The following is an 11,504-nucleotide window of genomic DNA, read 5'->3' on the forward strand; positions in this document are numbered from 1 at the left end:
GTTTGCGCAAGATATGGGCGGGTTAGCTAGCGGCTGATAGAATCGGCAATATTGCCAACTTAACTCACCGTCACCATGCAATTGATCGGCGCCCTCCTGTTTGCCTTTGCCTTGTTGCACACTTTCAGCGCGAAAGCGTTTGAACGTTTGTCGCACAAATTCCCGCGCCATGGCGGTTTGCTACACCTGCTGGGCGAAGTGGAAGTGGTGTTCGGCTTCTGGGCCATGGTGCTGCTGGTGGCGATGGCTTTCGTAGCCGGGCCGCAGAACGCCATCGCTTATGCAGAAACGCAGCAGTACACCGAGCCGCTGTTCGTGTTTGTGGTGATGGTGGTGGCGGCATCGCGGCCAGTGCTGGACTTCGTGCAGCGGCTGGTCAACACGCTGTCCGGCGGCCGTCCGCTGCTGCAGGCCTGGATGGGCCTTGCACTGGTACCTTTGGTTGGTTCGCTGATCACCGAACCGGCCGCAATGACACTCGCAGCCTTGATGCTGGCACCGCAAATCTTCCGCGATGGCGTACCGGAATGGCAGAAGTACGCCGCGCTCGGCGTGTTGTTCGTCAACGTCTCGATCGGTGGCACGCTGACCGCATATGCAGCGCCGCCTGTGCTGATGGTGGCGACAACGTGGCAATGGGATTCTGCCTTCATGGCCTCCCACTTCGGCTGGAAAGCCACGCTGGCAGTGCTGGTCAATGCCACTGCCGTCACCTGGCTGTTGCGCGAACACTTGCGCGTGCCGCGTGAAGCGCCTGCACCGAGTGCCCAGGCACACGCCCCGCTGTCGACCAGCATCATCCACCTGGCCTTCCTGGCTGCCGTGGTGCTGCTGGCGCATCATCCGGTCCTGTTCCTCGGCCTGTTCCTGTTCTTCCTCGGATTTACCGTGGCCTATCCGCAGCACCAGTCACCGCTGATCCTGAAAGAAGCCTTGCTGGTCGGCTTCTTCCTCGCCGGCCTGGTGGTGCTGGGCAGCATGCAGCAATGGTGGCTGCAACCAATTGTCGAAAGCCTGCAGCCACTGGCGCTCTTCTTCGGCGCGCTGGGCCTGACCGCCATCACCGACAATGCCGCCCTCACCTATCTCGGTTCGCTGATCGACGGCATCACGCCGCAAGCACAATACATGCTGATGGCTGGCGCCGTTGCCGGCGGCGGCCTGACCGTGATCGCCAACGCACCGAATCCGGCCGGCGTTGCATTGCTACGAAAAGGATTCCGTGATGAATCTATCGGTGCACTTGGCTTGCTGGCGGGAGCCCTTGCGCCGACTGCAATTGCTGCCATCGCGTTCTTCTTGTAGGACTACGCCGCGCTAGCGTAGCGCGCGCCTTGCACACGCGGCTTGGGCTATTCTGGCCTCACTCGATCACACTAATGAGGAGAGGCAGAATGAGCTATCTAGACCGCGACAAATTCGGCATCTATCGCGACCGTGACGATAACGATGGTCCAGGCCCACGCCTGATGGGCGCTGACACGCTGATGGGTGAAGACGTCTATAACCGCCAGGAAGAGGATCTTGGCGATATCAAGGAAATCATGCTCGACATGCAGACCGGCCAGATCGCTTATGCGGTGCTGTCCTTCGGCGGCGTGCTGGGCATGGGCGACAAGCTGTTTGCCGTGCCATGGCAGGCATTGCAGCTTGACACGGTGAACAAGCGCTTCGTGCTTGACTGCACCAAGGAAAAGCTGGAGAACGCGCCGGGCTTCGACAAGGACCGCTGGCCAGACATGGCAAGCCCCGAATTCGGCACGCAGATCCATAATTTCTACGGCACCACCGCCACCGGCATGCGCACCTCGACCGGCAGCGTGATGGGCGCTGGCACCAGCACCATGCAAAGCTCGACCGGCGGCAGCAGCTATAGCGGCGGTTCGACCGGCAGCGAAAGCGGCAGCAAAGGTAATTATTGATTGGCAGGATTTGACTGCTTTCTGTCAGTCAAATCCATCACCTTCCGCAGACAATCGGCTGCTGATCCAACAGCCGATTGCCTGCCATGCGTTTATTGCTTGCCCTTCTCCTGTTCGTACTGTCCTGCGCCCACGCCGGCGAGTTACCGGAATACCAGCCGCGCCCAGGCCACGAACGCCCCGTGATCGCCATCCTCGGCGACAGCGTATCGACTGAAATCACCGACTTCCTCCTGCCCTACGGCGTACTGCAACGCGCCGGTGTCGCGCAAGTACTCGCCGTCGCGGCCGAAGGGCCGTTGATCACCATGAATACCGGCCTGCGCGTGCAGGCCGACCTCGATACCAGCGCCTTCGATCAGCGCTATCCGGAAGGTGCCGACTACGTGATCGTACCTGCCATGCGGCGAGCACAGTTAGCGCCGATGCTGGCCTGGCTGCAGGCCCAGGCGGACAAGGGTGCCACCGTAGCCAGCATCTGCGATGGCGCGCTGGTGGTTGCCAACAGCGGCTTGCTGAACGGCCGGCGCGGCACCGCACATTGGGCCACCTACGAATATCGTCTCGAGAAATACCCTGGCACCGAATGGTTGCAGAACGTGCGCTACGTGGCCGATGGCAAGGTGATCTCCAGTGTCGGCATCAGCGCCGCCCAGCCGCTTTCGTTGGCCCTGGTGGAAGCCATTGCCGGCCGCGAAAAAGCCGCAGCCGTCGCCGCAGGCCTCGGCGTCGGCGACTGGAGCAGCCGCCATGACAGCGGCGTCTATGCCCCCAGGTTCGGCCACAACCTGTCCGTCTGGCTCACGCACTACACCGACCAGTGGCTGCATGGCGTGAACGACACCGGATTGCCACTGGCTGAAGGCTTCGACGAGATCGCCCTCGCCTATACCAGCGACGCCTACACCCGCACCCATCGCAGCCGCGTGCTGGCGGTCGGTGCCAGCGACGCGGCCGTGGCCAGCCGTCACGGCTTGAAAATATTGCCTGACCGCGTTGTTGGCGCCGCCGACGCGCCGGCTGTCATGCTGCCGGCTGCGGACAGCTCGCTCGACCGCGTACTGGCAAACATCGCTGACTCGTTTGGATCGCGCACCGCCCGGCGTGTTGCGCTGGAATTCGAATACCCCGGCTATCCGGTGAGGTAAACTGGCGGCATGCCGCCTCCTCGTTCCCGCCACGTCGTCCTGCTCGCATATGAAGGCATGAACCTGCTGGACCTTACCGGTCCGCTGCAGGCTTTCGCCAGCGCCGCCCGCCGCCACTCGGCCGGCGGACCGCCCTTGTATGAACTCATCGTCGCCTCCGCCGACGGCGGCCTGGTCACCAGCAGCGCCGGGCTGGCCTGCAGCACGGTCCCCATTTCCTCGCTTGAAACAACCGATATCGACACCTTGCTGGTGGCAGGCGGCTGCCCTGGGGACACCTACTTTGCCCCGCCGGTACTGGTGAACTGGATACGCCAGCGCGCTCCGTCCGTGCGGCGCCTGGCATCGGTCTGCACCGGCGCATTCATGCTGGCCGCTACCGGCTTGCTGGACGGGCGTCGCGTGGCAACGCATTGGGAGTGGGTCGGACGCCTGCGGCGCCAGCATCCCCTGGTACAGGTGGACGAGGACAAGATCTACATCCGCGACGGCCAGATATGGTCCTCGGCAGGCGTCAGCGCCGGCATCGACCTGGCGCTGGCATTGATCGAAGAAGACTACGGCCACCGCGTTGCCATCGAGACGGCCAGGCAAATGGTGGTGTTCATGAAGCGCGCCGGCGGCCAGTCTCAATTCAGCGCCCCCCTCTCAGCGCAAGCGCGGGAAGACGGCCGGTTTGCGGAACTGCATGCCTGGATGGGCGCCAACCTTCACGCAGACCTTTCGGTCGAACGCCTGGCGGAACAGGCAGCAATGAGCGCGCGCACCTTTGCGCGCGCTTATGTGGCGCAGACCGGCTCCACGCCGGCCGCCATGGTGGAATCCATGCGGCTGGAGGCGGCGCGGCGCGCGCTGGAAGACACAACGCAGCCGGTCAAGGCAATCGCCGCCGCTACCGGACACGGTAGCGAACAGAACCTGCGGCGCGTATTCCTGCGCCGCCTTGGCACCAGCCCGGGCGAGTATCGCAAGCGCTTCAGCGCTGCATCGACTCCCACACCTTCATCAGTCGCTTGACGGACACCGGCATGGGTGTCCGCAGCTCCTGAGCGAACAGCGATACGCGCAACTCTTCCAGCATCCAGCGGTACTCGACCAGTTTCGGGTCGGTGTTCTTGCCGGCCGACTTGTCGCGCATCAGGCGCTGGTAAGGCGCCGCGGCCTGGTTCCACTCGGCCATGGCCTTGGCGTCGCGCGCCGCATCGGCGCGCAGCTTTTCCAGGCGCACGTTCATCGCCTTCAGGTAGCGCGGGAAGTGCGACAGCTGCGAGAACTCGTTCTCGATCAGGAAGCGCTTGTGCACCAGGCCTTGCAGTTGCTGCTGCATGTCCTGCGCCACCTGCTGGTTGATGCCTTGCAGGCGCTTGGGCAGTCCGTGGTATTCGGTCAGCACTTGCGACACAAGACGGGCGATCTCGTTCACCAGCAATACGATGCGCGACTTGCCCTCGTCCTTGCGCTTGATGAAGCTCGCTTCGTCTACCGGCAGCGGGTCCTGCAGGCAGGCGATGTCGATGGCCTTGGCGATGATCTGGTCGCGCAGCTCTTCCTGCGTGCCCATGGACATGAACTGCATGCCCATCTGCTGCAGGTTGGGGATCGATTTCTCGACGAACTTGATCTGGTCGCGCATCTGCAGCATGAACAGGCGGCGCAGCCCGATGCGGTGAGTGCGCGCGGCGACGTTCGGGTCGTCGAACACTTCCAGGTCGCAGTGCGTGCCTTTGTCAACCAGCGCAGGGAAGCCGATCAGGCTTAGCTTTCCTTGCGTGATTTCCAGCAGCTCCGGCAACTCGCCAAAGCTCCAGGTGGTGATATTGGTGTGCTGCGAAGCCGGGCTTGGCGCGGCAGCAGATGGCACACTTGCAGGGGCCTTGGCCGGGCTTGCGCCGCGCGCAGCATCGGCTGCGATGCCGCCGTGCTTTGGCTTGGCGCTGCCGCCGCTGCCGATGCCGCCGCCCGCAAGTTGTGCGAGTTGCGCGGCGGAGGCAGGCGTGTTGCCGCCTTCCGCCATGCGCTGGAAGCTCTGGCGCGCCTGCAAGCCGTATTCCGCCTGCAGCGTGGCCAGGTTGCGTCCCATGTCGAGCTGGCGGCCATGCTCATCCACCACCTTGAAATTCATGAAGTGATGCGCCGGCAGTTGTTCCGGCTTGAAGTCGGAAGTCAGCACACTGATCGTGATCTGCTTGCGGATGTCGGCAATGATCGCGTCAATCAGGTCGCCGCGCGCGAACTCTGTGCGTTCGCAGAATTTCGCTGCGTAGTCCGGCAGCGGCACCATGTGGCGGCGCTGCTTTTGCGGCAGGGTCTTGAGCAGCAGGTGCACCTTCTCCTTCAGCATGCCCGGCACCAGCCATTCACAGCGCTCGCGCGAAAGCTGGTTCAGGGCATACAGCGGCACCGTGAGCGTGACGCCGTCGCGCGGCGTGCCCGGCTCGAAATGGTAGGAAAGCTGCATCTCCAGCCCGGCCGCCATCATCTTTTTCGGGAACAGGTCGGTCGTGATGCCGGCCGCTTCATGGCGCATCAAGTCGTCGCGGATCAGGTACAGCAGCTTCGGATTGTCGACGGAAGCATCCTTGTACCATTTCTCAAAACCGGCGCCGTTCACCACGTCGACGGGAATCTGCTCGTCGTAGAACGCCTCAATCAACTGGTCATCCACCAGCACGTCCTGGCGGCGCGACTTGTGTTCGAGGTTTTCGATTTCGCGCACCAGCTTGTGATTGTGTGCGAAGAACGGTGCACGGGTGTCGTAATCGCCACCGACCAGCGCATCACGGATGAAGATCTCGCGCGCTTCCACCGGATTCTTCTGCCCGTAGTTGATACGGCGCTGGCTGTAGACCACCAGGCCGTACAGGGTGGCCCGTTCAGATGCGGTGACCTGCGCGGGACGCTTCTCCCAGCGCGGCTCACCCCAGGACTTCTTCAGCAGGTGGCCGCCGATCTTCTCGATCCATTCCGGCTCGATGCGCGCCACGCAGCGCGCGTACAGGCGCGTGGTTTCCACCAGTTCGGCGGAGACAATCCACTTGCCCGGCTTCTTCGACAGGTGCGAACCCGGCCAGACGTGGAACCTGATGCCGCGCGCGCCAAGGTAGGCGCCGCCCTGTTCATCCTCGCCCTTGAAGCCGATATTGCCCAGCAGGCCGGTCAGCAGCGCCATATGCAGCTGGTCGTAGGTGGCCGGCAGCTCGTTGGTGCGCCAGCCCTGCTCTTTCACGATGGTGAGCAGTTGCGAGTGTACGTCGCGCCACTCGCGCAGGCGCAGCTGGTTCAGGAAGGTGGCGCGGCACGAATCCATCAACTGGCGATTGGACTTCTTGTGCTCGATGGCGTTCTCGAACCACTTCCAGATTTTCAGGTAGCTGAGGAACTCCGACTTTTCGTCGGCGAACTTCTTGTGCGCTTCGTCGGCAGCCTGCTGGTGCTCGACCGGACGGTCGCGCGGGTCCTGTACCGACAAGGCGGAAGCGACGATCAGCACTTCGGTCAGGCAGTGGTACTCCTGAGCGGCCAGGATCATGCGGCCCACGCGCGGGTCGAGCGGCAGCTTGGCCAGCTTGCGGCCCAGCGGGGTCAGGGCGTTGTCGTCGTCGACTGCGCCCAGTTCCTGCAGCAGTTGGTAGCCGTCTGCAATCGCGCGGCCCAGCGGCGGCTCGATGAAGGGGAAGCTCTCGACGTCCGTCAGGTGCAGGGACTTCATGCGCAGGATGACGGAGGCCAGCGAGGAGCGCAGGATTTCCGGGTCGGTGAACTTTGGGCGCTGCAGGAAGTCCTGCTCGTCGTACAGGCGGATACAGACGCCATCGGCCACGCGGCCGCAGCGGCCGGCCCGCTGGTTGGCCGCCGACTGCGCCACCGGCTCGATCTGCAGTTGCTCGACCTTGTTGCGGTAGCTGTAGCGCTTCACGCGCGCCAGGCCGGCGTCCACCACGTAGCGGATGCCCGGCACGGTCAGCGAGGTTTCAGCCACGTTGGTCGCCAGCACGATGCGGCGCGCGTTGGTGGTGCGGAACACGCGGTCCTGCTCTTCCACCGACAGGCGGGCAAACAGCGGCAGGATTTCCACGTGCGGCGGGTGGTGCTTGCGCAGTGCTTCGGCGGCGTCGCGGATTTCGCGTTCGCCGGGCAGGAACACCAGCACGTCGCCGCTGCCGATGCGGCAGACTTCATCGACGCCGTCGACAATGGCTTCCATCAGGTCGCGCTTGTCGCGCGCGGCGGCAGTGCGTGCGCCCTTGGCGTCGGCGCCTTGCTGCGCGCCGGGCGCCGCGACCTGGTCGCGCTCCACGGGGCGGTAGCGCACTTCCACGGCGTACAGGCGGCCGGAGACCTCGATCACCGGCACCGGCGGCTTGCCCTCCTGCGTGAAGTGGCGGGCGAAGCGTTCAGCGTCGATGGTTGCCGAGGTGATGATCACCTTCAGGTCCGGGCGGCGCGGCAGGATCTGCTTCAGGTAGCCAAGCAGGAAGTCGATGTTCAGGCTGCGTTCGTGGGCTTCGTCGATGATGATCGTGTCGTAAGCCTTCAGCAGCGGGTCGGTCTGGGTTTCGGCCAGCAGGATACCGTCGGTCATCAGCTTGACCGAGGCGCCCTTGCTCAGGGTATCGTTGAAGCGCACCTTGTAGCCGACGTGCTCGCCCAGCGGGGAGCCCAGTTCGACGGCAATGCGTTTCGCGGTGGACGAGGCGGCGATGCGGCGCGGCTGCGTGTGGCCGATCAGGCCTTTCTGGCCCCGCCCCAATTCCAGGCAGATCTTCGGCAGCTGGGTGGTTTTACCGGAGCCGGTTTCGCCGGAGACGATGACCACCTGATGCTTGGTCAGGGCTTCCGCGATTTCCGCGCGGCGGCCAGAAACCGGCAAGTCTTCGGGGAAGGTGATCGGCGGCAGCGGATTGCGGAACGCTGCCGCGGCCTCGCGGGCCGCGCGCTGTTCAGGAGTTTCGCGCTCGCGGCGTTCGCCACGGCGCTCCTCCGCGCCCTCTCCACGCTGCTGCGGACGTGGCGCCTCGCGGCGTCCTTCGGCCTGCGCCGGGCGTGCGCCTTCCTGGCGGCCTTCGCGACGCTGGGTAGCGCCAGCGGGCGGCTGCGCGGGCGCGCGGCGCGCCTGTTGGCCAGACTGGCTTGCCGGGCGGCGTTGTTCGCCTTGCGGCCGCTGGCCTGCTGGTTGCTGGAGAGGATTCTTCTTGCTTGCTTCAGACATCGTTTTTTACATAGATTGGGCGCGAAAACCGCGCAGCGCATTATAATGCGCGAATAATGGAAAACCCTATCCAATTCGTCTCCTGGCTGCGCTCCGTCGCCCCCTACGTCCATGCCTTCCGCGGCAAGACCTTCGTGGTCGCTTTCCCTGGTGAACTGGTTGCTGCTGGCGCCCTCCCGGTGCTGGCCCACGACCTGTCCCTGCTGCACGCGCTGGACATCAACGTCACCGTGGTTTACGGCTCGCGCCCCCAGGTCGCCGAGCAGCTCGCCCTGCGAAACGTGGAAGGCCGCTTCCACAACGGCGTGCGCATCACCGACACGGCCGCCATGGAATGCGCCAAGGAAGCAGCCGGCGAACTGCGCCTCGACATCGAGGCCGCCTTCAGCCAGGGCTTGCCGAATACGCCGATGTCGCATGCCGCGATCCGTATCATTTCCGGCAACTTCATCACCGCACGCCCGCTGGGCGTGATCGACGGCGTCGACTTCGAGCTGACCGGCCTGACCCGCAAGGTGGACGCGGAAACGATCCACTCCATCATGGGCTCGGACGGCGTGGTGCTGCTGTCCCCACTGGGCTTCTCCCCGACCGGCGAAACCTTCAACCTGACGATGGAAGACGTGGCCTGCACCGCCGCCATCGCCCTGCACGCCGACAAGCTGGTCTTCATCACCGAAACCGAGATGATGACCGACGCCGGCGGCACCGAAATCCGCGAGCTGTCCTCGCACCAGGCCGAAGCCGTGCTGCAGGCAGGCTTCCTGCCCGATGCCACCGCCTACTACCTGAAGCACTGCGTCAAGGCCTGCAACAACGGCGTCGAGCGTGCCCACATCGTGCCGTTCGCGATGGACGGCTCGGCCCTGCTCGAGCTGTTCACCCACGATGGCGTGGGCACCATGATCTCGCACGAGAACTTGGAGTCGCTGCGCCCGGCCACCATTGAAGACGTGGGCGGCATCATCAAGCTGATCGAACCGCTGGAAGCCGACGGCACCCTGGTCAAGCGCGGCCGCGAACTGATCGAACGCGAGATCGAGATGTTCTCGGTCATCGAGCACGACGGCGTGATCTTCGGCTGCGCAGCGCTGTACGTCTTCCCGGAAGAAAAAATGGCCGAAATGGCATGCCTGACTGTCAACCCTGACGTGCAAGCCCAGGGCGACGGCGAGCGTATTCTCAAACACATGGAAAACCGCGCCCGGGCGCAGGGCATCAGCAAGCTGTTCGTGCTGACCACCCGCACCGCGCACTGGTTCATCAAGCGCGGCTTTGCTCCCGCCACTGTCGACGCGCTGCCGAAAGACCGCCAGCGCCTCTACAACTGGCAGCGCAAGTCGCAAGTCTTGATCAAGACCTTATAATCGATTTTTTTAGGAGCACCGAAGATGGCACGTACCGTCCACTGCATCAAACTGAACAAGGAAGCCGAAGGCCTGGACTTCCCGCCTTATCCGGGCGAGCTGGGCAAGCGCATTTATGAATCCGTCTCCAAGGAAGCCTGGGCTGCCTGGATCAAGCACCAGACCATGCTGGTCAACGAAAACCGCCTGAACCTGGCGGACGTGCGCGCGCGCAAATACCTGGCAGCGCAAATGGAGAAACATTTCTTCGGCGAAGGCGCCGACCAGGCAGCCGGCTACGTGCCGCCTTCGGCCTGACATTAAATGGGGACATACCCCATTTATTCAGTTGCTAATTAAATGGGGTACGCCCCCATTTAATTTAGCGGCTTGCCACATCCCCATTCATCGGCTTGCACTGGCGCAGTTCGCAGCGCGCCATGAATACCTTGCCGTTGGCGCAAGACATCCGGTAAATCTCCACCGGGCCACGCTCAGTCACCAGCCCTGCCCCGCGACCGCCGCGGCATTCTTCCGCATTCGCCAGGCGCTCCACCGTTGCCGAGGAAATACCTGGGCGGAATTCCACCTTTTCCACCGGCACGCCATCGATCATCGATCGCTTGGCAATAGCTTCCGCCTCCAGCACAGATTTACGCTTCACAGGCGCCTGGGCCACCTGTTTTTTGGTTGCACAAGCACTCAGTACACCAGCAGCAAGCAATAGCAGGAACAGTCGTTTCATGGGTTCTTTCTAAGGGAAGAATCAGTATTTGACGGTGCGCACGCCGTCGGGAGTACCCAGCAGGCACACATTGGCGCCACGGGCAGCGAACAGGCCAACGGCGACCACGCCGACGATCTGGTTGATACGGGTTTCCAGCGCGACCGGATCGGTAATCGACATGCCTGCTACGTCGATGATATTGCCGCCATTGTCGGTCACGAAGATCTCGTCGGAACCGGCCTTGGTACGCACCTTCGGCTGGCCGCCCAGGGCCGCCAGCTGGCGCATCACCGCGTTACGGGCCATCGGCAGCACTTCCACCGGCAGCGGGAACTTGCCCAGCGTTTCTACCAGTTTGGAACCATCGGCGATGCAGACGAATTGCTTCGATACCGAGGCCACGATCTTTTCGCGGGTCAATGCCGCGCCGCCGCCTTTGATCATGTGGCCTGCCGCATTGATCTCGTCGGCGCCGTCAATGTACACCGCGATTTCCGAAACCTCGTTAAGATCGTAGACAGGAATGCCGTGACCGGCCAGGCGCGCTGCAGTCGCTTCCGACGAGGCAACAGCCCCCTTGATGCGGTGCTTGATCTTGCCCAGTTCATCAATGAAGAAATTCGCAGTGGAACCGGTGCCAACGCCGATGATTTCGCCGTCGATCACATACTCGATCGCCGAAATAGCAACAGCCTGTTTCAATTTGTCTTGCGTCATAGTTACAATGGATTCAATAAAGGTTGCCTATTTTATCCGAACTGCCAACTAAGCCGGGAAAAACGACATGAAGCCAAGTACCGTATTAATCGTGGATGACAGCCGCGTGTCGCGCATGCTGACGCGCCAGCACATCCAGGTGCGCCATGCCGACTGGGTGGTGGAAGAAGCCGCCAACGGCGACGAAGCGATCGCCAAGGCCCAGGGATTGCAGCCCGACCTGGTCTTGCTGGACGTGAACATGCCGGGCATGAATGGCGTTGATGCCGCCGCCGCGCTGCGTGCCATGCTGCCCAATGCCCACATTTCCTTGCTGACTGCCAATGTCCAGGCCGCAACCCGCCAGCGGGCGGAAGAAATCGGCGTGGGTTTCATGGAAAAACCGATTACCGCCGAGCGCATTGCGCAGCTGATTGCGCCGCTGGAAGCCTGACC

The 11,504-nt window shown here is 63.2% G+C and carries 10 protein-coding genes; 7 read left to right on the top strand and 3 right to left on the bottom strand.

Translation table 11 applies throughout. The features are described from left to right. The first annotated feature begins 75 nt into the window (after positions 1–75). The 4 genes from ACN9MU_RS24895 (at position 76) to ACN9MU_RS24910 (ending at position 4,087) form a co-directional block, all read left to right on the top strand. Complete coding sequence (locus ACN9MU_RS24895) at positions 76–1,305, top strand: putative Na+/H+ antiporter (protein ID WP_426318922.1); 1,230 nt, start codon at positions 76–78, stop codon at positions 1,303–1,305. 89 nt (positions 1,306–1,394) lie between these two features. After that, the gene (locus ACN9MU_RS24900) at positions 1,395–1,922 is read left to right on the top strand and encodes a PRC-barrel domain-containing protein (protein WP_426163596.1); all 528 of its coding nucleotides are present in this window, start codon (positions 1,395–1,397) and stop codon (positions 1,920–1,922) included. Between the two features lie 86 nt (positions 1,923–2,008). Then, entirely contained in the window at positions 2,009–3,070 is a 1,062-nt protein-coding gene (locus tag ACN9MU_RS24905; protein WP_426318925.1) for a DJ-1/PfpI family protein, read from the top strand. Positions 3,071–3,079: 9 nt separating this feature from the next. Further along, positions 3,080–4,087, top strand: coding sequence for a GlxA family transcriptional regulator (locus tag ACN9MU_RS24910; RefSeq protein ID WP_426318927.1), 1,008 nt, complete (start codon positions 3,080–3,082; stop codon positions 4,085–4,087). Here ACN9MU_RS24910 and hrpA read toward each other — a convergent pair. Then, positions 4,047–8,279, bottom strand: a complete 4,233-nt coding sequence (gene hrpA, locus ACN9MU_RS24915; protein WP_426343594.1) for an ATP-dependent RNA helicase HrpA — start codon at positions 8,277–8,279, stop codon at positions 4,047–4,049. The two genes, ACN9MU_RS24910 and hrpA, sit on opposite strands and share 41 nt — an antisense overlap. A 56-nt stretch (positions 8,280–8,335) precedes the next feature. Between hrpA and argA the strand changes: the two genes are divergently transcribed. Together argA and ACN9MU_RS24925 are read left to right on the top strand one after the other, a co-directional pair. Beyond that, positions 8,336–9,646 (top strand): amino-acid N-acetyltransferase, encoded by a 1,311-nt coding sequence (gene argA / locus ACN9MU_RS24920; RefSeq protein ID WP_426163605.1) that lies wholly within the window; start codon positions 8,336–8,338, stop codon positions 9,644–9,646. Between the two features lie 24 nt (positions 9,647–9,670). Beyond that, entirely contained in the window at positions 9,671–9,943 is a 273-nt protein-coding gene (locus ACN9MU_RS24925) for an oxidative damage protection protein (RefSeq protein ID WP_057261247.1), read from the top strand. A gap of 64 nt (positions 9,944–10,007) precedes the next feature. Here ACN9MU_RS24925 and ACN9MU_RS24930 read toward each other — a convergent pair whose 3' ends face one another. Together ACN9MU_RS24930 and rpiA are read right to left on the bottom strand one after the other, a co-directional pair. Then, a complete protein-coding gene (locus ACN9MU_RS24930) occupies positions 10,008–10,370 on the bottom strand; it encodes a hypothetical protein (RefSeq protein WP_426318931.1) in 363 nt (120 codons plus the stop codon). Positions 10,371–10,391: 21 nt separating this feature from the next. Continuing rightward, positions 10,392–11,069, bottom strand: coding sequence for a ribose-5-phosphate isomerase RpiA (gene rpiA, locus ACN9MU_RS24935; protein WP_426163610.1), 678 nt, complete (start codon positions 11,067–11,069; stop codon positions 10,392–10,394). Positions 11,070–11,136: 67 nt separating this feature from the next. On the opposite strand from rpiA, the gene ACN9MU_RS24940 reads away from it, so the two are divergent. Beyond that, positions 11,137–11,502 (top strand): response regulator, encoded by a 366-nt coding sequence (locus ACN9MU_RS24940; protein ID WP_426163613.1) that lies wholly within the window; start codon positions 11,137–11,139, stop codon positions 11,500–11,502. Positions 11,503–11,504: the final 2 nt, after the last annotated feature.

The sequence above is a fragment of the Pseudoduganella sp. R-32 genome, from assembly GCF_049913245.1.
In the GTDB taxonomy this organism is placed as follows: domain Bacteria; phylum Pseudomonadota; class Gammaproteobacteria; order Burkholderiales; family Burkholderiaceae_D; genus Rugamonas.

Coding starts and splice junctions, on each gene's coding strand:
- ACN9MU_RS24910 (WP_426318927.1), top strand. CDS start 3,080: ATGCCGCCTCCTCGTTCCCGCCACGTCGTCCTGCTCGCATATGAAGGC.
- hrpA (WP_426343594.1), bottom strand. CDS start 8,279: ATGTCTGAAGCAAGCAAGAAGAATCCTCTCCAGCAACCAGCAGGCCAG.
- argA (WP_426163605.1), top strand. CDS start 8,336: ATGGAAAACCCTATCCAATTCGTCTCCTGGCTGCGCTCCGTCGCCCCC.
- ACN9MU_RS24940 (WP_426163613.1), top strand. CDS start 11,137: ATGAAGCCAAGTACCGTATTAATCGTGGATGACAGCCGCGTGTCGCGC.
- ACN9MU_RS24905 (WP_426318925.1), top strand. CDS start 2,009: ATGCGTTTATTGCTTGCCCTTCTCCTGTTCGTACTGTCCTGCGCCCAC.
- ACN9MU_RS24925 (WP_057261247.1), top strand. CDS start 9,671: ATGGCACGTACCGTCCACTGCATCAAACTGAACAAGGAAGCCGAAGGC.
- rpiA (WP_426163610.1), bottom strand. CDS start 11,069: ATGACGCAAGACAAATTGAAACAGGCTGTTGCTATTTCGGCGATCGAG.
- ACN9MU_RS24895 (WP_426318922.1), top strand. CDS start 76: ATGCAATTGATCGGCGCCCTCCTGTTTGCCTTTGCCTTGTTGCACACT.
- ACN9MU_RS24900 (WP_426163596.1), top strand. CDS start 1,395: ATGAGCTATCTAGACCGCGACAAATTCGGCATCTATCGCGACCGTGAC.
- ACN9MU_RS24930 (WP_426318931.1), bottom strand. CDS start 10,370: ATGAAACGACTGTTCCTGCTATTGCTTGCTGCTGGTGTACTGAGTGCT.